The following is a 21,789-nucleotide window of genomic DNA, read 5'->3' on the forward strand; positions in this document are numbered from 1 at the left end:
GGAACCCGCGGCGCCCGTCGTGCGCAGCGCGGCCCAGCTGGAGTCCGTCCTCGCCTCCAGCCAGCCGAGCCCACTCGACGCGCTCACGCCCTACGGCAAGCGGCGCTTCCTGCAGTCGCTGCGGTGGAACGAGCGTGGACTCACCACCTTCAGCGGACAGCCGCTGGTGCGCGAACTGGAAGTCCCGCAGATCGCGGCGGTACTCGCCTTCATCGATGCCGACGCCTATCTTCCCATGGTGACCAGGGACGCCATCGGCGCGCCGCTGCGGCTGCCAGCCCCGACGGCGGATGCCGAAGCGCGCCTCGCGCAGATCGTGCGCCTCGTGGAGGAAGGGAACAGGCGCCGCGAGGATACGGCAGGGGCCGTGACGGCGTCGGACGACGCCCGCCTGGAGCGCCGCTTCGTCGCCGTCTTCGGTGAGCGCCCTTCCTGGCACACGCTGCGTGAGCTCCCGCTTGGCGACCTGTTGCCGTACTTCGACGCCGCCGCGCTTGCGGCGCAAGGTAGGAAGGATTCCGTCGCTACACGGTTTCTGATGGCGGTGTACGAGGAATTGCGGGCACGCGGCGTCGACACCAGCCGCACCGTCGACGAAACCGTGTTGCGCAGCATGCTCGAGGCGCGCGAGTTCGGACAGGCAAGGGCCTTCGTGGCCGGAAAGCCGCACCTGGCGGCGAACACGATTCCCACGGTGCGCGATTCCCTCGGGCCACGCTTCAAGGGCCGCAGCGCCTACCGCTATGAGGCAGTAAACAACACACTGGTGCGCGAAGCGCTGCCGCATCCGCGTGGCGCCGAGCTGGTGATGGTCGTCGATGCGGGCTGCCATTTCTCCCACGACGCCCTGGCGGCGCTGCGCGAGGACGCCGCACTGCGTGCACGCATGGTGCAGGCCGGCCTGGTGCTGGTGACGCCGCCGCGCGCCGGATTCTCCGCCGATTTCGTCGGACAGTGGAACACCAACAACCCCACGATCCCGATGCGCGTTCCCTACGGCGTCGGCGGATGGCAGGCAGTCGACGTCCCCAACGTGCCGCGCTTTTTCCTGCTGAAGGACGGCAAGGTCGTGAAGCAGCTTAGCGGCTGGCCGGCAGGAGGCAACAAGGCCAGCCTGCTTGCGATGCTGGATGGAGGCGTCGAACAATAGACGTGACGTCGAAAGCCGGCGAGCGCCGAAGGACTGTACAGGCTCCCCGGTACAGCTAGCTCTTCCTGCCTTTCCTTTCCCCTGCGGCGAATACTTCGATCTTGCGCGTCGGCCCCGATACGATCAGCAGGTCTGCCGGCAGGATGCGGGTTTCCGGCAGGGCGTGCTCGAAATCCTCGTTGGCGCGCTTGACCCCGACGACCGTCACCCCGAAGCGCGACCGGACATGAGACTCGGCCAGTGTCAGGTGATGGGTTTCGACGGGAGCCTGGATCTTGGCGATGCCGAAGCCGTCCTCGAACTCGATGAAATCGATGAGGCGGCCGGTGATCAGGTGGGCCACGCGCGCGCCCATGTCGGCTTCGGGATAGATCACGTGGTGGGCGCCGATGCGCTGGGCGATCTGGCCATGTTCGGGCGTCATCGCCTTGACCCAGATGTCCTTGATGCCGAGTTCGGTCAGGACCATCAGCGTCATCAGGCTGGCGGCAAGGTCCGAGCCGATGCCGACGATTGCATGGGAAAAATCTGCCACGCCCAGCTGGAGCATGACGTTTTCGTTGGTCGAGTCTGCCTGTACCGTATGGGTAAGGCGCTCGGCCCAGAGCTGTACCAGCTCTTCCTTGAGGTCGATGCCCATGACGTCGTGTCCGAGCCGGACCAGCGACTGCGCGACGGCGCCGCCGAAACGTCCAAGACCGATGACGACCACGCTGTCGCCTGCGGAAAAGGCGAACTGTTCCGTAAAAATTCTACCCAACAATTGGATGCTCCTCTGGATAACGGTAAGGCATGCGGCGCTCGGCGAGAACGAGCGAGGCCGCCAGGGTGATCGTTCCGACCCGGCCGGTGAACATGAGCAGCGCCAGCACGAACTGTCCCGCCGGCGGCAGCTGGGCCGTGATGCCGGTGGAGAGGCCGACGGTGCCGAACGCGGATATGACCTCGAAGATGATCTGGTCGGTAGGGAAGTCGGAAACCCGCAGCAGCGCCAGGGTGCCGAGGGCAACCACCACGCTGCCGAGGACCAGCACCGTGATGGCCTGGCGCTGCGCGGATGCGCCCACCCGCCGGCCGAAGGCTTCGGTGTCGGTGTGGCCCCTGGCTTCGGCGAGCACGAGCAGGAACAGGACCGCGACCGTGCCGACCTTGACCCCGCCCGCGGTGCCCGCGCTGCCGCCGCCGATGAACATCAGCAAGTAATGCAGGGCCCAGCTTTCATGCGTCAGGGCGCCGATGTCGAGCGCATTGAATCCCGCCGTACGCGCCGAGACCGACAAGAACAGGCTGTTGAGGAGCTTGTCCGCGACATCGAAGGGCCCCAGCGTGCGTGGATTGTCCCACTCGAACAGGAGCGAGGCGAGGAAACCTCCGGCCAGCAGCACCAGGGTGCCGATCAGCGTCAGCTTGCTGTGCAGCGACCAGTGGCGCGGATCGCGCCAGCGGTGGCGCAGGTCGTGCAGCACCGGGAAGCCGATGCCCCCGATGACGATGGCGATCATGACCGGGGCCAGGATCAGGGCGTCGCCGGCATAGCGCGCCAGTCCGTCCGCATGGATGGAAAAGCCGGCATTGTTGAACGCCGACACGGCATGGAACAGTCCCGACCATCCCGCCGCGGCCCAGTCGAGCCCATAACCCAGGTGCAGGCGCAGGATGAGCGCGCCTGCGATGAGGAGCTGGACCAGCAAGGTCACGACCAGCACGACCTTCGCCACGCTCGACACGTCGCCCAGCGCGAGCGTGCGCGATTCGGCCTGGGTCATGAGCCTGGTGCGCAGCCGGGGCGAGCGGTTCACCATCAGGCCGAGGAGCGTCGCCGCCGTCATCATGCCGAAGCCGCCCAGCTGGAACAGCAGCATGATGACGGATTGCCCGAAACCCGACCAGTAGGTGCCGGTGTCGACGACGGCCAGGCCGGTCACGCAGACCGCCGACACCGCCGTGAATGCGGCCACGCCCCAGTGTGCAGCCACGCCGTCCGCGTGGGCCGCTGGCAGCATCAGGAGCAAGGTCCCGCCCAGGATCGCGGCAAGGAAGGCGAGCGTCACCGCGCGCGCCGGGTGCAGGACCGTTTTCATGCGCATGCGCCGCCCTCAGCGCGGATGCCCGTCGGAGACTTCGAAGTCCATGGTACCGGTATCGCGGTCGGTCGCCAGCGGGGCGCCCAGGAATTTCAGCCAGGTGAAACCGGCGATGCCCGCCACCAGTGAGGCGGCCAGGATCGCCATCTTGGACGCGTTGATCGCCTCCGCCGCCCCGGCGAAGGCGAGGTTGGTGATGAAGATCGACATCGTGAAGCCGATCCCGCCCAGCAGGCCGGCCCCCAGGATGTGTCGCCATGCCAGGTCCAGCGGCAGCCGGCACAGTCCGAGCGCCACCGCGGCGAAACTGAACAGGAAGATGCCGACCGGCTTGCCGGCGATGAGGCCAAGCATGATGCCCATGCTGTTCGCGCTCAGGAGGTCGGCGGCCCAGCCCGCGCCGATCACGATGCCGGTATTGGCCAGTGCGAAAACCGGCAGGATCAGGAAGGTGACGGGCTTGTGCAGGACGTGTTCCAGGCAGTGCGACGGCGATTGCGCGTCGTCCTCCCTGGACGAATAGGGAATAGCGAAGGCCAGCAGGACGCCGGCGATGGTCGCGTGCACGCCGGACTTGAGCATCAGGAACCACATCAGCGCACCGCCGAGCAGGTAGGGCAGCAGGGCCATCACGCGCAGCAGGCGGTTCATGGCCAGCAGTCCCGCGAACACCGCCAGGGCCCCGAGCAAATAGAGGAAGGACAGGTCGCTGGTGTAGAACAGGGCGATGACGACGATGGCGCCGAGGTCGTCCATGACGGCCAGGGCCGTCAGGAAGATCTTCAGCGAGGCCGGCACGCGGCTGCCGAGCAGGGCCAGCACGCCGAGGGCGAACGCGATGTCGGTCGCCATCGGGATGCCGACACCGGCCTGGGTGGCGGTGCCCGCATTCAGGCCGAAGTGGATCAAGGCCGGCACCGCGATGCCGCCCGCGGCCGCCACCATGGGCAGCATCGCATTGCGCAGGTCCGACAGTTCGCCGTTCTGGAGCTCGCGCTCCAGCTCGAGCCCGATCAGCAGGAAGAAGATCGCCATCAGGGCATCGTTGACCCAGTGCTCGATGCTCAGGCCGCCAAAGTACTGGTGCCAGAAGCCCAGATAGGCGGGCCCGAGGGCGGAATTGGCGATCGACAGGGAGACGATCGTGCACAGGATCAGCACGATGCCGCCGGACTTGCTCGATTCGATGAATTCCCTGAAGGTGTGCGAAAGGGGGCGTTCGATGCGGATCATGCGGCCTCCCGGGCGGCATGACGAAGCGGGGAGAGGGAAGGGCGAGCGAAGTGGAAGGTGTACATGATGGTCGAGGATAGTCCCGCGTGGCGGCCCGACCATCGCGCATCCTGCCGTACCGCCGGTACGAACACCCGTGGACAGTATAAATGATTTCCGGCCCTTTCGGGCCGGAAACAGGTGGGATTCAGCGTCCGGTGGTCGGGGCCGGCGCCGTGCTGCCGGCCAGCGGGTCAGGCTGGGCGGAGGCGCCGCGCTTGACCCAGTAGTCGGCGTTCTCGATGCCGAGCGCCACCGGATCGAAGACCGGATCCTTGCCTTGGGCCTTCTGCGCCTCATAGTCGCGCAGGCACTTGAAGGCGACATTGCGCAGCAGGAGGATGGCGGCAATGTTCAGCCATGCCATCAGGCCCACGCCGAGGTCGCCCAGCGCCCAGGCGGCGTCGGCGGTCTTGATGGTGCCGTAGAAGGTGGCGCCGATGATGGCTACCTTCAGCAGGAACGCCATCCAGGGACGCTTGGTAACGCGGTTCAGATAGGCGATATTGGTCTCGGCGATGTAGTAGTAGGCCACGATCGTCGTGAAGGCGAAGAACAGCAGGGCGATCGCCACGAACAGCGAACCGAAGCCCGGCATGATGTTCTCCAGCGCCGTCTGCACATAGCCCGGGCCGGCGGCCACGCCCTGCACGCCGGTAAACATCGCCGTGCCGTCCGGCGCCTGCACGTTGTACTGGCCGGTGATGAGCAGCATGAAGGCGGTGGCCGAGCACACGAACAGGGTGTCGACGTAGACCGAGAAACCCTGCACCAGGCCCTGCTTGGCCGGATGGCTCACTTCGGCCGCCGAGGAGGCGTGCGGGCCAGTGCCCTGGCCGGCTTCGTTCGAGTACACGCCGCGCTTCACGCCCCACTGGATCGCCATGCCGATGATGGCGCCGAACGCCGCGTCGAAGCCGAATGCCGAGGTGAAGATCAGCGAGAGCCCATGCGGCAGCTGGTCGATGTGCATGGCAACGATGATGCAGGCCACCACGATGTAGCCCAGCGCCATGAAGGGCACGACGTATTCCGCGAAAGTGGCGATGCGCTTGACGCCGCCGAAGATGATGAAAGCCAGCGCGATGGCCAGCACGACGCCGGTGACCGTGGTGTCGACGCCGGCCGCGGTCTTGAGGCTTTCGGCGATCGAGTTGGCCTGCACGCCCGGCAGCAGCACGCCGGTGGCGAGGATGGTGACCAGGGCGAACAGCACCGCGTACCACTTGATGCCCAGGCCCTTCTCGATATAGAAGGCCGGGCCGCCGCGGAACTGCTTGTCGATCGACTCCTTGTATACCTGGCCGAGGGTCGATTCAACGAAGGCCGAACTGGCGCCGAGGAAGGCGACGGCCCACATCCAGAACACGGCGCCCGGGCCGCCGAAGGTGATGGCCGTGGCGACGCCGGCGATGTTGCCGGTGCCGACGCGGCCGGCCAGGGTCATGGTCAGCGCCTGGAAGGAAGACACGCCCTGGTCGGAGCTTTTGCCGTCCATCATGAGACGGGTCATTTCGCGTACGTGGCGCAGCTGCAGGAAGCGCGAACGGATCGAGAAATACAATCCCGCGCCCAGGCAGAGCGCGATCAGGGCGGGGCTCCAGACCCAGCCGTTAATGAGGTTCACCAACTCATTCATACATCTTCCCCATAGCAACAAATGTCATCGATAGACGGCCGGAAACGTTGCCCGGCCTGTTATGGAGAGCAACGATACCCGAAGAATTATCTAATTCCTATTGTTATTTTTTGCTGCACTGCCGCGTGCGCCAAGGCGATACAGGCGGCCCTTGCATGCGCCATCCGGTAGCGCATGACGGCACGGTTTCGGTGCGCGATTACATCAATGGAGCTTGATTGCGACCGGGTTGGCGCCCTCGCGCAGCTCGATCGCGGCATCCTCGAAGGAGGGCGGGCCGAAGCGGCTGACCGGGTTGCGGCTGAAGCCGTAGTTTTCCTTCGGGATGCCGATGAAGTTGCGGTCCAGTTCCCTGTTTTCGTTCTCGTCCTGGTAGGCCAGTACGGCCCAGGTGCCGGCGGGGATGTCCTTCAGGGTGACCACGGTCTCGCCCGCCTGGGCCGGCGCCGAGGCGCTGTAGACACACTGCTTGAGGAAGCGTTCACGGTCGCAGACGGCGACGTTGACCTTGCCCTTGGCCGTCACGCCCGAGACGCGGACCTCGACCGTGGCGGCTGCCAGCGCCTGGCCGGTAGAGAGAACAAGGACGAAGGCGAGGAGGGCGGTGGAAACGCTGCGCATGGTGATCCTTTCTAGATAGTTTTTAAGCGAAATCTGTACCGTCGATGAACCGCAGGCTTGTACCGATGGCAACGGTGCAATGCGGCCGGTGTGGTAGGCTTGCGGCATGCTGACCAATACCCTCATCGTCCTCGCCACCATCGTGCTGATGGAAGTGTTTTCCATCGTGGCGCACAAGTACGTCATGCATGGCTTCGGCTGGGGCTGGCACAAGTCGCACCACGAACCCCGCACTGGCTGGTTCGAGAAAAACGACCTCTACGCCGTCGTGTTCGCCGGCGTGGCCATCGCCCTGATCTGGTTCGGCACGCGCGGCTTCTACCCGCTGCAGTGGATCGGCGCCGGCATGACGGCCTACGGGGCGCTCTACTTCATCGCCCACGACGGCCTGGTGCATCAGCGCTGGCCCTTCCGCTACACGCCCAGGAGCGGCTACCTGAAGCGCCTCTACCAGGCCCACCGCATGCACCATGCGGTCGAGGGACGGGAGGGCGCGGTCTCCTTCGGCTTCCTGTACGCCCCGCCCGTGGCCAAGCTCAAGCAGGACTTGCATGCGCTGCATGGAGGACGCTTGCAGCGTCAGCCGCGCCCGGACGGCGCCACAAGCCAGCCGGACGCGGTCGCAAGCCGCGACCGCGCGAACTGAGCGCGCTCGCGCCGCCTTTCAACAGGAGCCATACCTTCGCCGCCTTGCTGGTGCCGGCCCGTTGGTCCCAGGCGTGGGCCCCACGGCGCTTCACTTCGATGCCGATCTGGCGGTAGACATTGCGCGCGCTGGCGATCGCCCAGGCCGAGCGCAGGGGCAGGGCTTTCACGCCCTCGGCCGCCGAGTCGTAATAGGGTTCGGCATGGTCGACCAGGCGCGCAGCCAGCAGCGCCAGGGCGGCGCGATGGCGCGGCTCGGCCAGTTCCTCGCGCGGGATGCCGGCCTCCCTCAGCCACTGGGCCGGCAGATAGCAGCGGCCCATGCGTGCATCCTCGACGATGTCGCGCGCGATATTCGTGAGCTGGAAAGCCAGGCCCAGGTCGCAGGCGCGGTCCAACACATCTTCGTCCACCGCGCCCATGATGGAAGCCATCATCAGGCCGACCACCCCGGCCACGTGGTAGCAGTAGCGCAGGGTGTCGTCAAAGGTCTCGTAGCGCGCGTCGGCGACGTCCATGGCGAAGCCGGCCAGGTGGTCGAAGGCGTAGCGCGGCGCGATGCGGTGGCGCAGGGCGACTTCCTGGAAGGCGGCGAAGGCGGGGTCGCGCATCCGCTCGCCCGCATAGGCGCGGCGGGTCTGGTCTTCCAGCAGCGCCAGGGCGCCGGCCGCATCGTGCTGCGGATTCGCCACATTGAAACCCAACTCCTGGCCATCGACCACGTCGTCGCAGTGGCGGCACCAGGCATAGAGCATCAGCACGCTGCGCCGCGTCGCCGGGTCGAACAGTTTCGCGGCCGCCGCGAAGCTCTTCGAGCCGACTTCGATGGTGCGCGTCGCGTGCTCCATCAGGGCTTCGCTCATGCCGGCACCGCCTCGCGGCGCGCTGCGCGCACTTCTTCCAGCATCAGGCCGGCCGTGGCCTTGGCCGAGCCGATCACGCCGGGCACGCCCGCGCCCGGATGGGTGCCGGCGCCGACCAGGTAGAGGTTGGCCAGCTCGCTGTCGCGGTTGTGGGGGCGGAACCAGGCGCTCTGGGTCAGGATGGGTTCGAGCGAGAAGGCCGAGCCGTGGTGGGCATTGAGCTGGTCGCGGAAGTCGAAGGGCGTGAAGATGCGGCTGGTGACGAGCTGGCTGCGCAGGCCCGGCATGTAGCGCTCTTCCAGGTAGTCGAAGATGCGGTCGCGGTAGCGCGGACCTTCGACCTCCCAGTCGATCGGCGCATTGCCCAGGTGCGGCACCGGGGCCAGCACGTAGTGGCTGCCGCAGCCGGGCGGGGCCAGCGAAGGATCGGTGACGCAGGGCGCGTGCAGGTAGAGCGAGAAGTCCTCGGCCAGTTCCCTGCCGCCGAAGATGTCCTTGATCAGGCCCTGGTAGCGCGGGCCGAAGCAGACCGTGTGGTGCTGGAGCTGCTCGTGATGGTGGTCCAGGCCAAAGTAGAGCACGAACAGCGAGTTGCTGAAGCGCTTCCCGCGCAGCGATGCCGACTCGGCCTTTCCGCGCGGGTGCTTGCCGAGCAGCTTGTCGTAGGTGTGGACCACGTCGGCGTTCGAGGCCACGGCGTCGGCCGCAAAGCGGCGGCCGTCTTCCAGCCGCACGCCGGTGACACGTTTTCCGCTCGCCTCGATCTCGGCCACCGGCGCATTGACTTCGATGCGTCCGCCGATGTCCTCGAACAGCTTCACCATGCCGCGCACCAGGGCGCCGGTGCCGCCGCGCGGGAACCACACGCCCCACTGGCGCTCGAGCGCGTGGATCAGGGTGTAGATCGAGCTGGTGGCGAAGGGATTGCCGCCCACCAGCAGCGAGTGGAAGGAGAAGGCCTGGCGCAGGTGCTCGTCCTCGATGAATTTCGAGACCAGGCTGTAGACGCTGCGCCAGGCCTGCAGGCGCGCCAGCTGCGGGCCGGCCGAGATCATGTCGCGGAAGGAGAGGAAGGGCACGGCGCCCAGCTTCAGGTAGCCTTCCTCGAACACGGCCTTGGAGTAGGCCAGGAAGCGCTTGTAGCCTTCCACGTCGCGCGGGTTGAGGGCGTGGATCTGGCGGTCCAGCGCCTCCTGGTCGTTGGCGTAGTCGAAGTGGCTGCCGTCTTCCCAGCACAGGCGGTAGAAGGGCTTCACCGGCAGCAGCTCGACATAGTCGGACAGCTTCCTGCCGGCGGCCGTGAACAGCTCCTCGATGCAGGACGGGTCGGTGATCACGGTGGGGCCGGCATCGAACACGAAACCCTGGTCCTCATAGACATAGGCGCGGCCGCCCGGCTTGTCGCGCTTTTCCAGCAGCGTGACCTGCATGCCGGCGGCCTGCAGGCGGATGGCGAGCGCCAGGCCGCCGAAACCGGCGCCGATGACGACTGCGTTCTTCTTCTGGTTCATGCTGGTTTCCTGATCTGGTCGGGATGGATCTTGATGGCTGCTGCAAAGGCTTCGCCCACGGGCACCGGCGGTTTGCCGGAAAGCAGGCGCGCCTTGTCCTGCAAGCGCAGGCGGCCGGCGTAGAAGCGCGCGATCAGCGGCGCGGGCAGGCGGTAGAAACGCTGCATCACGCGCCAGCGCGATTCCGGCCTGCCCGCAAGGAAGAGCATGCGGTTGAGCAGGCGGAAGAAGCGCTGGCTTTCCCAGGCAAGGCGCGCTTGCTCGCGGATGGCGGCGAACAGACGCGGTGCGTCCAGTGCGTCGTCCTGGAGGCCGGCGATGTAGTCGGCCAGGCGCACCGCGTGCGGCAGCGAATAGCCGGTGGTCGGATGGAACAGGGCGGCGCGCAGGCCCGAGCAGGGCTGGCCCTGCATCTCGTCCCAGCAGGCGTCGAAGTCGCCCGCCAGCACAATGGGAAGCGAGCCGTGTTCTTCGCGCAGCATGCTGGCCACCTGCCAGCCGCGCGCGGCGGCGTAGGCGGCGATGTTGGCGCGCAGGCGCTCCGGCTCCCAGGCGGCGCTGTCGACGTAATGGGTGTCTTCGACGAGGATGCGGTCCGGCCCGAAGGGCAGCAGGTAGACGAAACGGTAGCCGCCCTGCTGCTCGACGCCGGCGTCCATGATGACGGGCGCCTGCAGGCCGTGCGGGGCGGCCAGAACCAGTTCCTGGCCGAGGAAAGTCTGGTAGCCGAGCGACAGGTGTCTTGTCGCGCGCATGCCGCGTCCGTCGACCACGGCGCGCGCCGCGAGCACCTCGCCGCTTGCCAGCGTGACGGAGGACGGGGTCAGGCCGGTGATCTGCGCGCCTGTCCTCAGGCCTGGGCCGAGATCCGCCGAGACGATGCGGGCGAAGTCTTCGGAGGAGATGCTGGCATAGCCGCCTTCCAGGGTGCGTTCCAGCTGCGGGAAACCGACCTGGTAGCGCGGCCAGCGTTGCGTCACGAGCGGCGCGATCCAGGCCCATTCCTGGGCCGTCAGGTCGCTGTCGTGGAAGGACCAGGTATGGTTGCCGCCGATGCTGTCCCCGCCTTCCAGCAGCAGGATACGCAGGCTTGGGCGCTGCTGGCGCAGGCGCCAGGCGATCAGGCCATTGGCCAGCCCGCCGCCGGCCAGGATCAGGTCGTAGGGCTTAGTCAAGGCTGGCCACTTCTTCCCGCGGGACGCCGCGCAGCTGCAGCGCCGCTTCGATGATGTCGGCCGCGCGGCGCGTGCCGCCGCTGGCGGCGATGCTGCCGGACAGGCGTTCCAGATTGTCGGCGAACGTCGATTCTTCCAGCAGGCGCTTCAACAGCTTCGCCATATGGCCGCTCGACGCGAACTGTGGCGAGGCCTTCAGGCCGATGCCCGTGTGGACGACGCGGCTGGCGGTGCCCGGCTGGTCGAAGGCGATCGGCAGCGCCAGGATCGGCGTGCGCGCGGCGATGGCGTCCATGACGGTGTTCGAGCCCGCATGCGAGACCACCGCATCGGCGCGCGCCAGCACGGCCTGCTGCGGCGCGAAGGCGCACACCCACGTGGCGCCGGCCTGCTCGAGGGCGCGTTCCTGGGGTGCTTCCAGGCCGCCGCAATGGGCGATCAGCAGCTGGACGTCGAGTTCGCGGCAGGCATGGGCGATGCGGCGGAACAGGCCGAAACGCTGGCCCTGCAGGGTGCCGAGCGAGGCGAACACGAAGGGCCGCCCGGCCGCGATCGCCGGCATGCGCGACTGCTCGGGCAGGTGCTGGATGCCCGGCGGGCGCAGCGGACCCACATGGTGGAAGTGCGCCGGCAGCGCGCGCCGCGGGAAGTCGAAATCTTCCACGGTCTGGCTGACTTGCGCCAGCGGCGACAGGCATTCGTGCAGCCCCGTGCGCGGCGCGAGACCAAGGCGCGCGGCATTGGCCGCGATGCTGCGTGCGTGCGGGCCCATCATCCAGTCGTAGACCCGGGTGCTGCCGTCGACGATCTTGCGCGCCCGCTCGCTGTCCTCGTAAGCGAAGGGCATGACGGGCAAGGGAATGCTTGGTTCGCGGTTGACCGGCAGCGCGCAGGCGACCGAGACGAAGGGCAAGCCCAGGCCTTCGGCCACCAGGCCGCCGGCCGCTTCCATCTGGTCGGCGACGATGGCGTCGATGCCGAGCTGGTCGATGGCGCGCGGCAGTTCGCGGCACAGCATGTCGGTGGATGCGGCCATGTCGAGGATGACGCGGCGCAGCCCCAGCGGCCCGCCCGGATTGGCGGCGCGCCGCAAGGACTCCGCCAGCGAGCCGGGCGGGTGGGTGTCGGCGCCGACGGCGTGAAAGCCGATGCGCGCGTCGCGCACGTACTGGCCGGCGTCGGGCCGGTGGATGAAGGTCACGCGGTGCCCGCGCGCGACGAGTTCGCCGCCGAGTGCTTCCAGCGCATTGAAGTGGCTGTAGAAGGCGGGTGCGACAACACCGAAATGCGCCATGCGATCGCTTCCCCCGGGTTTCAGTTGACGCTCAGCGCATGCGCGTGCGTCGCGGCGCTGTCGGCGAAGGGCATGGCGCCGCCCGCGAAGCGCAGGCGCGCGCCGCCGCGCGCGAACAGGCCGGCCACGAAACGCCGGGTGCCGGCCTGGATGCCGAGGGCCGCGACCAGGTGGCGCTCGGCCTCCGTCAGGTGTCCGGCCAGGCGCCGCTGCGCTTCGTCCAGGCCGAGCGAGACCAGCAGGGTGCTCTTGCCCAGGTCCTTGCCGGTGTCCTTGCCGGTGACGGCGCTGTCGTTGCCGGGCAGGTCGTGGAAGTCGTCGCGGATCTGGAAGGCGTGGCCGGCCGCGAGGGCAAAGGCACGCAGCGAACGCGCCACTTCTTCCCCGGTCTGGGCGATGATGGCCGCCATGTCGACCGCCACGCCGAGCAGCACGCCGGTCTTGAGTTCGTTGGTGGCGGCGATGGCCTCGGGGCTGCGCGCGCCGCCGTGCAGGTCTTCGAACTGCCCGCGCACCAGGCCCTGGGTGCCGATGGTCTCGGCCAGGCGCGCCACCAGGCGGGTGCGGGTGACGGGCGGGATGTCCTGGGCGGTGGCCAGCACGCCGAAGGCGCGGCTGAGCAGGGCGACCGAGGCGAGGATGGCGACGTCCTCGCCAAACTGCACGTGAATGGCGGGCTTGCCGCGCCGGAGCTGGGCATTGTCCATGCAGGGCATGTCGTCCAGCATCAGGGAGGCGGCATGCACCATCTCGACCGCGCAGGCGACGTCGACCAGGGCGGGCGAGGTGCAGCCGAGGTCGCGCGCGACCAGCATCACGAGCAAGGGACGCATGCGCTTGCCCGCGCTGAGGGCGCCGGCGCGCATGGCGGCGTTGAGGAGGTCGGCGTGCTCGCCGCTGCCCTCCAGCAGTTCGTCGATGCGCTGCTCGATGCAGTCGCGCAATGCCTCGATCTGGTCTTCGCTGTTCGGGACGTCGAAGCCTTCGAATCGCCGTGTCGCTGTATTCATGCGTTAACCCCTTTTGCCGAGAGCCACGATTTGTCGGAAATGCTGACGATCATACCGGAAGCAATATTGAGTAATCGTTAATTTTTTCAATCGTGCGCAGTAATGGGGCAAACGGCCGAAAACCGGCCTGCGCACCACCGCATCCTTGTTACACGCGTATTAAACTTGAAATTTCGGCCACGTTCATTAGCCGCCCTCAGGAGAGCGGGTCAAGTGTGGGACGGAAAGAAATGTTTCAGGAATGAAAAAGCCGGCAAAAGCCGGCTTTGGGAATACCTGCTGCCGCGCGGAACGCGGCAGCGGGTGCTTAGAAGTTGTGACGCACGCCCACGGTGAACACCGACGGATCGGCGCCCAGTGCGGTGGCGGCCGGGGTCACGTTGGTCGAGGACGAGTAGATGCCGAACACGCCACGGCCGTTGTTGCGCAGTTGCGCGTAGGTCGTGTAGATGTTGGTGCGCTTCGACAGGTTGTAGGTGTAGGCCAGCGAGACGGTGTTGCCCTTGGCGCCGGTTTCGATCTTCTGCTGCTGGAAGTTCACGAAGAACTTGTTCGGACCGGTGGTGTAGGCGACGCCGATGTTGGCGTTCTTGTACTCGTTGTTCGGGCCGGTCTGGTCGGCGACCAGGTAGTTACCTTTGACCTCGAAGGCGCCGAAGGTGTAGCCGGCGCCGGCGCCCCATTCCTTGTCGTCGCCGGTGGCCAGGCGTTCGATCTGGTGATAGCCGGCGCCCAGGTACAGGCCGCCGTTCTTGTATTCCAGCGATGCGCCCATCAGGTCGCCCGAAGGATCGACGGTCTTCTCGCCGGTCGAGTAGGCGGCGTTGACGGTGAAGCCGGAGAGCGCGTTGCTCTTGTAGTTCACCGAGTTGGCCAGGCGGCGGGTCAGGCGGGCGAAGGCCGACAGGTTGCTGCCGAACATGCCCTGGCCCAGGGTGTCGGTGGCGGCGGCGACGGCGGCGATCGGCGAGTACTCGCGGCCGACGGTCAGGGTACCGAAGTCGCCCTGCAGGCCGACCACGGCGCGGCGGCCGAACAGGCTCGAATCGGCGGCGCCGGTGTCGAGGGCGACGCCGGCTTCGATGTTGAACAGTGCTTTCAGGCCGTTACCCAGGTCTTCGGTACCGCGGAAGCCGATGCGGCTGCTCGACTGGTTACCCGAGTTGATCACAGTACGATGGCCTTCGCCCGGGGTGTCGGTGTTCTCCACGGCGATCGCAGCATCCATCACGCCGTAGATGGTCACATTGGTCTGGGCGTGGGCGAACAGCGGGAGGGACGACAGCAGCGCAGCTGCCAGGCACTTAAACTTCATGTAGATCTCCAGTTTGGTTTGGACAGGATGTCGAGTTCTTATGCACTCGGATCGACGCGGATAGTACGGGGGGAATATGTCCGCTTGATGACATCCTGATATGCCAAACGCTCAACTGGCCGGCGCCTCCACGTGGTCGTGGGCGCCGACGGGGATGGAGATATCGATCCGCGTACCGGGCGGCTCGTCGGCGCTGATGGCGATTTCGCCGTGCAGGGCCCAGACCCGCTCGCGCATGCCGACCAGGCCGAGCGACTCGACCTTTTCCATGTCTTCGGAGCTGATGCCGCGACCGTTGTCGCGGATGCAGATCAGGAGTTCGCCGTCGGTGCGGTCGAGGTTGAGGACGACGCGGGTGGCATCCGCATGTCGCGCGATATTGGTCAGGGCTTCCTGCACGATGCGGAACACGGCGGTGCTGGCGGCATCGTCGAGGCGCAGCTGCTCTTCCTCCGCCAGCAGCACGCATTCGATGCCATGGCGCTCGACCCACTCGTCGCGCAAGCCACGCAGGGCGAAATACAGGCCGCCCTCGTCCAGGGCCCGCGGGCGCAGGTTGCTTGCGATCCGGCGCAGCGATGTGATGGCGGTCATGAGGTTGCTCTCCATGCCGTCGAGCAGGCGCCGGCACACGTCCGGCAGCTTCTGGTCCTGTTGCAACAGGGTGAGATCCATGCGCAGCGAGGCCAGCAGCTGGCCGAGGTCGTCGTGCAGTTCGCGTGCGATGTGGGTGCGCTCTTCTTCGCGGATGGTCTGCAGGGCCGAGGACAGCTGGCGCAGCTGGTCGTGCGAGCGCGCCAGCTTCTGCTGCACGAGGTGGCGCTCGGACACGTCGCGCAGGATCACGGTGTAGACCAGGCGGCCGTCCTGCTCGATGCTGGAGATCGAGCCTTCGATCGGGAACAGCTGGCCGTTGGCGCGGATGCCGGTGACGGCGTAGTCGGTGGCGCGGCGCCCGGCCCGCCCTCCGCCGGCAGGAAAATAGTCGAGCGGCAAATTGGCATCGCGTCCCGGCGCCTGGATGAAGCGCGCCAGCGAGCTGCCCCGCATGTTCGCCACGCTGGTGGCGAACATATGTGCCGCGGCCGGGTTGGCGAACACGATCACCGCCTCCTCGTCGATGGAGAGGATGGCGTCGCTGGCGCTGTGGACGATGCGGCGCCCGTCAACCCGGCGCACCTCGGCAGGCGTGCGGCGCACGGCGCGTGCGCGGCGCACTGCCGCAGCCGCCTGGCTGGCGCAATAGCCGCCCAGGAAGCTCACTACGAGAACCGCCGTGCCTGGCGTGCGGCGGCGCTGGCGTCGCTGTGGAGTCATGCGGGAAGAGCTGCGTGTCGTGGCCGGGGCCGGGAGCTCTACATTACGTGGCGGGGGGCGATGTGTGCTTGATACCTCACAACCGTAGGGTGCACGGCTCCGCCGTGCGCGCGTTCAAACCACCGTTGAAACCACGCGCTTTGGCTAGTCACGGGGGAGTTGAACGCGCGGCCGGCACAGCCGGCCACCCTACGAAACCTGGAAACGCAGGCCGAAGTTGTCGAGCGTCCCCGGCAAGCGCGCCGGATCGAGCCGCTTGTTTTCCAGCCGTAGCGTGTGCTTCTCGAGCAGGGCCGCCAGCAGATGGCTGCCCGTCATCAAGACCAGGTGGCGCCCCGGACAGATCACCGGCCCGTCGCTGAACGGAATCAGGGGCCAGTCGCGCTTGACGCCTCCCTCCCAATCCTCGCGCCACAGTTCAGGCGTAAAGCGGTCGGCATACGGCAGGTGGGCGTCGTCGCGGTGGAAGAAGGGGGCGTGGATCAGCACCCCGGTATCCGCCGGCATGGCGCCGTCTTCCCACTGTGTTTCCTCACGGCTCTGGCGCAGCACCATGGGCGTGGTCGGCCACAGGCGCAGCGCTTCCAGTAGGGTGGCGCGAAGGAAGGGCAGCTGCGGCTTGCCGGACCGCTCCGCGATCTCTTCGCGGGCGCGCTGCAACTGGTCCGGGTAAGTGTCCAGCAGGGCCAGCGCGCGGAAGCTGGCGATCACGGCCGCATCGAAGGCGAACAGCCACTGCGGCACCTGCTGCTCCGGCGCGGTGAGGGCGTTGCGCGGGATCTGGGCCATGAAGCCGGCCAGGCTGCCCGGCTCGGCGCGGTCGAGATACATCCGGATGCGCTCGAGGAAGCGTTCCCGCTTGCCGCGCATCGTCGGATGGAAGCCCGCCCAGTTGGCCGCGCCGCGCAGGCGTGTGATCATTTCTTGCAGCTCATGGTCTTCGGCGGCGCCATTGCCCAGCACGATGCGGCGGATCAGGCGATACCAGCCCTGCGACCAGACGTCCCAATCGAGGCGCCCCTGTGCACGTGCGGCCTCCAGGATGCGCGCGGCTTCCTCCTCGGCCAGCGGCAGGAAGCCGGCGGCCATCCGGTGCATCGGATGCGCGGTGTCGAGCGCCGCCTCGTTGAAGCGGCGCCGTTCCGACCGTTCGGCGCCCTCCGACAGCAGCACCGCCTTCGGTTCGAAGTGGGAGAGGGCGCCGCGCTTCTCGGTGCTGGCGGGCGAGAAGGGGGCGGGCGAGCCGTCCAGCACCCGCTGCGCATGCCGCGGGTCCAGCACCACGGCCTGCTTGCGGATCGGCAGGGGCAGCATCAGGGGGCCGCGTCCGTACTTGTCGCGCAGCTTCTGCATGCGCTGCACGGCGCGGCGGTCGAGGTCGAGTTTTTCGGCCAGCGCCACCATCGGCGGCCGGCGGATGATGACGCCCTGCGCCACGACCGGGGCGAAGACCTCGAGGCCGAGGGCGAGGGTGTCCAGCAGGCTGGCACGGGGCAAGCCGGTGCAGGTGGTTCCGGCCCTGGAAATGCCGCGGCCGACGGCGAGGCCGGCGCTGAATGCGCCCAGCACGCCGGCGGCCAGGAAGAGGGAGTCCTTGCGCGTCTTGCTCATGAAACGTCCTGTCCAGTTCGGTAAAGCTTGACTCTACGACAACTGGTCGGGACGCCGCGCACGGACGCCCGCGGGATCTACATTTGCTTGAACAGGTGGAGGAAGCTGCGGCTGACTTCGAGCTTTTCCGGACGGCCCTTGACCAGCACCAGGTGGCGGCCGCGGATGTCGCGCGTCACGCCTTCGATTGCGTTGACGTTGACCAGGGTGGCGCGGTGGATCTGCCAGAACAGCGAAGGATCGAGCTCCTCGGCCAGGTCGCGCACGGGTTTGCGGATCAGGGCCTCGAACGACGCGGTCTGCACGCAGGTGTATTTTTCGTCGGAGCGGAAGAACAGGATGTCTTCCACCGGAATCATGCGCAGGTCCTGGCCGATGCTGGCCTGGATCCATTGCAGGTGCTTCTGCTTGGGCGCCGCGATCTTTTCGGCCAGCTGCGACAGCATCTGCTGCACGCTGTCGTTGACCTTCTCGCCCGGACGCTCGAGGCGCTGCTTGAGGCGGTCGACGGTGACCCTCAGGCGCTCCGGCTCGGTGGGCTTGAGCACGTAGTCGACCGCGCCGCGCTCGAAGGCCTCGACCGCGTACTGGTCGTAGGCGGTGACGAACACGATCTGGCTGCGGTCGCCGATGTCGCGCGCCGCTTCCATGCCGGTCTTGCCTGGCATGCGGATGTCGAGGAAGGTGAGGTCGGGATGAAGCTGGTCGACCAGCTCCACCGCCTCTTCGCCATTCTTGGCCTCGCCCAGGATCTCCAGTTCCGGCCACGCCTCCGACAGCCGCAGCCGCAGCTGGTCGCGCATCAGTCTTTCGTCATCGGCAATGATTGCAGTAGGCATGGGAGTTCCGGTAGCTGAATGAAGAGTAACAATTATTCAATGAAACGGCGCGGCAGGCAAGCCGATGGACGGGCTTATTTGGACCTCATTTGGACCTCATTTGGACCTCATTTGGACAACTGATACGGCACTTCGATCATCGCGATCACGCCGCTCGGGCTGTTGGCGGCGATGTGCAGGCCGGCCTGCTCGCCGTGCAGCAGCTTGAGGCGGTCGCGGATGGTCTGCAGGCCCAGGCCCGTACCGTCGCTCGGTACCACGCCGAAGCCGACCCCGTCGTCGGTGACGGTGACGCGCAGCTTGCTGTCGACCACTTCGGCCTGGATCTTGAGGGTGCCGCCTTCGGGCTTGCATTCGAGGCCGTGCTTGATGGCGTTTTCGACCATGGACTGCAGCATCATCGGCGGGAAGGCCGCGCTGCGCAGGCCGTCGGGGATCTGCATCACGACGGTCAGGCGTTCTTCCATGCGCATCTTGAGCAGGGCCAGGTAGGCCGTCACCATGTCGACCTCACGCCCGAGGCCGGTGACCACGGCGTTGTCGCGCATCTGCGGCAGCACGGCGCGCAGGTACTGGATCAGGCTGCGCTGCATGGCCGAGGCGCGCGGCGGGTCGACCTGGATCAGGTGCTCGACCGAGGCCAGGGTGTTGAACAGGAAGTGGGGCTCGACCTGGGCCTGCATCATCTGCATCTTCGTTTCCGACAGCTGGCGCTGCATGGCCTCGCGCTCGGCGGCGGCGTTGGCGACCTGCGATTCCGCCTCGGCGCGCTTCTTGCCGCCCACCAGGGCCTTGGTGCCGAACAGGGCGAGCACGAAGAGCAGCACGAAGTTCATGAACCAGGTCGAGGCCTGCTTGTGGTAGCGCGAGACCTTCTGCTCGGCCGCGTCCTCGACCGCGACTTCGATCGCATTCGACAGTTCTTCGGTGATCTGGGGCGGCAGTGCGATGTGCACCGAGTCGCCGTTGGGGTAGACGGTCGCGGAAGGCGTGGTCGCAGGAGCGGGCACGGCGGGCGTTGCCGGGGTTTCCGGTGCGTCAGGTGCGTCGGGCGCCTCCGGGGCCTCCGGCGGGACGCTGGACGCGCCGCTCTTCGGCCGGCTGCGCGGATTGAAGTGGATGCCGCTCTCGTCGATGAGGATGGCGGCGTCGCTGCGCTTGTCCTGGCTGCGCTCGGCGCGGGCTTCTTCCTCGGCCGGGCGCGAGAACAGCTCTTCCTGCAGAATGGCGCCGGCGGTCAGGGTCAGGATCGCAAAGAGAAAAAACTTCCACCACGACAGCTGGGTCACCCAGGTCGCCACGGCGTCGAAGCAGCGGTAGAGCCACGACAGGACGCTGGAAAAATGGTTCTGGCTTGTGTTCCTTGCTTGCATGGTCTGGTGTTCGAGTCGGTTCGCTGGCACGTGCAATCGGCGAGTGTACTCTGTCGCCGCTCCCGCGTGCCGCAAAAACAACATTGCCGGCATCTACAACTGTTGGGATGATGCAACTTTACCCAATGCAGCTACGCCGGGCCAGCGCCGTGCGACAGCCTGCACGATCCGGGGCATGGGCTGCACCCGGCCCAGCCAGGATGCGCCCGTCCCGCAATGCGCCAGCGCAAAGGCTGATGACCGGAAACACTGCAAGGTATGGTTTTTGGTTTCCATGAAGGGATGTGCGATGTCAGCCGAACACCTTGCCGAACCGTCCGCCGTGCATGCAAGTGCTCCCGGCGGCAAATTCCGCCTCGTCACCCGCAGCGACTTCGACGGCCTGGTCTGTGCGGTCCTGCTCAGGCACCTGGGCCTGATCGACGACATCCTCTTCGTGCACCCGAAGGACATGCAGGACGGCAAAATCGCCATCAGCGGGCGCGACATCACGACCAATCTGCCCTACGTGGCGGTCGCCCACCTCTCGTTCGACCACCACCTGTCGGAAACCATCCGCAACACGGGCGTGCGCGAGAACCACATGATCCATCCGGACGCGCCTTCGGCGGCGCGGGTCGTGTACCGGCACTACGGCGGCGCCCGGGCATTTCCGGCGGCCTGGAACGACATGATGGCTGCGGTGGACAAGGCCGACGCGGCGCGCTTCACGCGCGACGAGGTGCTGTTTCCCCAAGGCTGGAACCTGCTGAACTTCCTGATGGACGCGCGCACCGGCCTGGGGCGCTTCCACGACTTCCGCATCTCGAACTACCAGCTCATGATGGCCCTGATCGACTACTGCGCGGTCCATCCGATCGAGCGCATCATGGCCCTGCCGGACGTGGTCGAGCGCACCAAGCTGTATTTCGCCCATGGCGAGCGTTGCAAGGAACAGATCCGCCGCTGCGCCCGTGTCCACAAGAACCTCGTGGTGCTGGACCTGCGGACGGAAGAGGTGATCTATGCCGGCAACCGCTTCATCGTCTACGCGCTCTTCCCCGAGACGAATATCTCGATCCACGTGCTGTGGGGCCTGAAGCGGTGCAACACCGTGTTCGCCGCGGGCAAGTCGATCCTGAACCGGACCTCGAACACGAATATCGGCCCGTTGATGCTGGAGTACGGTGGAGGCGGGCACGAGAATGCGGGAACCTGCCAGGTCGACAACGAGCTGGCCGAGGACGTGCTCGGCGCGCTGGTCAACCGCATCAACAAGGACGGGTAGGGTGGTCGGCGAAGCGTGATCCAGTCCACTGGACTGGATCACGCCTAAGGTTCAGTGCCCGGCGTGGCGGGCGCCGATGCGGATGCAGCCGAGCGCCGCACACGTTACCGCCAGTCCCAGCATGAGACCGCCGACCATGCCGGCCAGGTGCAGCGGCGCGGCGAGCCACGCCAGCATGTAGCCGAGCCCGCCCAGCACCAGGGCCCAGCCCGCGAAGCGCCGCGCCGCCTGGTCCGCCGCCGGCGAGGCGCAGCGCATGCGCTTCGAGAGCGCCTTCGGAATCGCATTCGCATACACCACGACCACGCCGCCCAGCAGGGCGCCGGCCAGGCGCCGCGCCCATTCGGGATCGAGCCAGGCGGGCGAGGCCCAGGCGATCAGGCCGGCGGCGCCGAGGATGAACAGGGCGCCCAGCACGGCGCGGCACAGCTGGGAAAATCGGGGCGACGGCTTCATGGTTTCTCCTTCTCGGGTGACATGGAGGATGGCTCGGAACGGCTGACGTTCAGGCCGAATACCTGTGCGAATCCCAGCAGCGCGTCCTCGAGCACGGACAGGCACAGCCGGTAGGTGATCGTGCGGCCCTGCTTGTCCGGCTCGATCAGGCCGGCCGCGACCAGCACGGCGAAATGGGCCGACATGGTCGGCTTGGATACGTCGAACAGCTCGGCCAGCTCGCCGGCGCCCATCGGCCCCTGCTGCAGGTGCTGGAGGATGGCGCGCCGGGTCGGGTCGGACAGGGCTTTGAACACGGAAGTCATGAGTAGATTGTTAGCTAAATATCGAACTATTGCAAGCGTTTT

20 protein-coding genes are annotated in these 21,789 nt (G+C 67.0%); 3 read left to right on the forward strand and 17 right to left on the reverse strand.

Annotated features, from left to right (window positions below):
* Window positions 1–19 precede the first annotated feature (19 nt).
* The gene (locus tag ACQ7JA_RS00960) at window positions 20–1,150 is read left to right on the forward strand and encodes a hypothetical protein (RefSeq protein WP_430894036.1); all 1,131 of its coding nucleotides are present in this window, start codon (window positions 20–22) and stop codon (window positions 1,148–1,150) included.
* Between the two features lie 55 nt (window positions 1,151–1,205).
* On the opposite strand, the gene ACQ7JA_RS00965 is transcribed toward ACQ7JA_RS00960, so the two are convergent.
* From ACQ7JA_RS00965 to ACQ7JA_RS00985, 5 genes are all read right to left on the reverse strand, one after another.
* Window positions 1,206–1,910: a potassium channel family protein gene (locus ACQ7JA_RS00965; RefSeq protein ID WP_430894038.1), complete on the reverse strand. Its 705-nt coding sequence runs from the start codon at window positions 1,908–1,910 to the stop codon at window positions 1,206–1,208.
* On the reverse strand, window positions 1,903–3,231 hold the full coding sequence (locus ACQ7JA_RS00970) for a TrkH family potassium uptake protein (protein ID WP_430894040.1): 1,329 nt from the start codon (window positions 3,229–3,231) through the stop codon (window positions 1,903–1,905). Before ACQ7JA_RS00970 ends, ACQ7JA_RS00965 begins: the two co-directional genes overlap by 8 nt.
* Before the next feature lie 15 nt (window positions 3,232–3,246).
* On the reverse strand, window positions 3,247–4,467 hold the full coding sequence (gene nhaA, locus ACQ7JA_RS00975) for a Na+/H+ antiporter NhaA (protein ID WP_430894042.1): 1,221 nt from the start codon (window positions 4,465–4,467) through the stop codon (window positions 3,247–3,249).
* Window positions 4,468–4,654: 187 nt separating this feature from the next.
* Window positions 4,655–6,145 (reverse strand): alanine/glycine:cation symporter family protein, encoded by a 1,491-nt coding sequence (locus ACQ7JA_RS00980; protein ID WP_430894044.1) that lies wholly within the window; start codon window positions 6,143–6,145, stop codon window positions 4,655–4,657.
* A gap of 204 nt (window positions 6,146–6,349) precedes the next feature.
* Complete coding sequence (locus ACQ7JA_RS00985) at window positions 6,350–6,766, reverse strand: DUF2141 domain-containing protein (RefSeq protein WP_430894045.1); 417 nt, start codon at window positions 6,764–6,766, stop codon at window positions 6,350–6,352.
* Between the two features lie 106 nt (window positions 6,767–6,872).
* Here ACQ7JA_RS00985 and ACQ7JA_RS00990 point away from each other — a divergent pair, with 106 nt between their 5' ends.
* Window positions 6,873–7,412, forward strand: a complete 540-nt coding sequence (locus ACQ7JA_RS00990; protein WP_430894046.1) for a sterol desaturase family protein — start codon at window positions 6,873–6,875, stop codon at window positions 7,410–7,412.
* On the opposite strand, the gene crtB is transcribed toward ACQ7JA_RS00990, so the two are convergent.
* From crtB to ACQ7JA_RS01040, 10 genes are all read right to left on the reverse strand, one after another.
* Window positions 7,303–8,274, reverse strand: a complete 972-nt coding sequence (gene crtB, locus ACQ7JA_RS00995) for a 15-cis-phytoene synthase CrtB (protein ID WP_430894047.1) — start codon at window positions 8,272–8,274, stop codon at window positions 7,303–7,305. The two genes, ACQ7JA_RS00990 and crtB, sit on opposite strands and share 110 nt — an antisense overlap.
* Window positions 8,271–9,785 carry a phytoene desaturase gene (locus tag ACQ7JA_RS01000; protein WP_430894048.1) on the reverse strand — a complete coding sequence of 505 codons (1,515 nt, stop codon included), beginning with the start codon at window positions 9,783–9,785 and terminating at the stop codon, window positions 8,271–8,273. The genes crtB and ACQ7JA_RS01000 overlap by 4 nt, the downstream gene beginning before the upstream one ends.
* Window positions 9,782–10,960 carry a lycopene beta-cyclase CrtY gene (gene crtY, locus ACQ7JA_RS01005; RefSeq protein WP_430894049.1) on the reverse strand — a complete coding sequence of 393 codons (1,179 nt, stop codon included), beginning with the start codon at window positions 10,958–10,960 and terminating at the stop codon, window positions 9,782–9,784. The genes ACQ7JA_RS01000 and crtY overlap by 4 nt, the downstream gene beginning before the upstream one ends.
* On the reverse strand, window positions 10,953–12,254 hold the full coding sequence (locus ACQ7JA_RS01010) for a glycosyltransferase (protein WP_430894050.1): 1,302 nt from the start codon (window positions 12,252–12,254) through the stop codon (window positions 10,953–10,955). The genes crtY and ACQ7JA_RS01010 overlap by 8 nt, the downstream gene beginning before the upstream one ends.
* A 20-nt stretch (window positions 12,255–12,274) precedes the next feature.
* Window positions 12,275–13,264 (reverse strand): polyprenyl synthetase family protein, encoded by a 990-nt coding sequence (locus tag ACQ7JA_RS01015; RefSeq protein WP_430894051.1) that lies wholly within the window; start codon window positions 13,262–13,264, stop codon window positions 12,275–12,277.
* 307 nt (window positions 13,265–13,571) lie between these two features.
* A complete protein-coding gene (locus ACQ7JA_RS01020; protein ID WP_430894052.1) occupies window positions 13,572–14,579 on the reverse strand; it encodes a porin in 1,008 nt (335 codons plus the stop codon).
* A gap of 111 nt (window positions 14,580–14,690) precedes the next feature.
* Window positions 14,691–15,896, reverse strand: a complete 1,206-nt coding sequence (locus tag ACQ7JA_RS01025) for a histidine kinase (protein ID WP_430894053.1) — start codon at window positions 15,894–15,896, stop codon at window positions 14,691–14,693.
* Window positions 15,897–16,085: 189 nt separating this feature from the next.
* Window positions 16,086–17,507, reverse strand: coding sequence for a cytochrome P450 (locus tag ACQ7JA_RS01030; protein WP_430894054.1), 1,422 nt, complete (start codon window positions 17,505–17,507; stop codon window positions 16,086–16,088).
* Between the two features lie 77 nt (window positions 17,508–17,584).
* A complete protein-coding gene (locus ACQ7JA_RS01035) occupies window positions 17,585–18,346 on the reverse strand; it encodes a LytR/AlgR family response regulator transcription factor (RefSeq protein ID WP_430894055.1) in 762 nt (253 codons plus the stop codon).
* Between the two features lie 107 nt (window positions 18,347–18,453).
* On the reverse strand, window positions 18,454–19,719 hold the full coding sequence (locus ACQ7JA_RS01040) for a sensor histidine kinase (protein WP_430894056.1): 1,266 nt from the start codon (window positions 19,717–19,719) through the stop codon (window positions 18,454–18,456).
* Between the two features lie 289 nt (window positions 19,720–20,008).
* Between ACQ7JA_RS01040 and ACQ7JA_RS01045 the strand changes: the two genes are divergently transcribed.
* On the forward strand, window positions 20,009–20,986 hold the full coding sequence (locus ACQ7JA_RS01045) for an exopolyphosphatase (RefSeq protein WP_430894057.1): 978 nt from the start codon (window positions 20,009–20,011) through the stop codon (window positions 20,984–20,986).
* A gap of 51 nt (window positions 20,987–21,037) precedes the next feature.
* Here ACQ7JA_RS01045 and ACQ7JA_RS01050 read toward each other — a convergent pair whose 3' ends face one another.
* On the reverse strand, window positions 21,038–21,442 hold the full coding sequence (locus ACQ7JA_RS01050; RefSeq protein WP_430894058.1) for a hypothetical protein: 405 nt from the start codon (window positions 21,440–21,442) through the stop codon (window positions 21,038–21,040).
* A complete protein-coding gene (locus ACQ7JA_RS01055) occupies window positions 21,439–21,747 on the reverse strand; it encodes a metalloregulator ArsR/SmtB family transcription factor (protein WP_430894059.1) in 309 nt (102 codons plus the stop codon). Before ACQ7JA_RS01055 ends, ACQ7JA_RS01050 begins: the two co-directional genes overlap by 4 nt.
* Between the last annotated feature and the right edge of the window lie 42 nt (window positions 21,748–21,789).

Origin of the sequence: Massilia sp. BKSP1R2A-1, from assembly GCF_050586525.1 — a bacterium.
GTDB lineage: Bacteria > Pseudomonadota > Gammaproteobacteria > Burkholderiales > Burkholderiaceae_D > Telluria.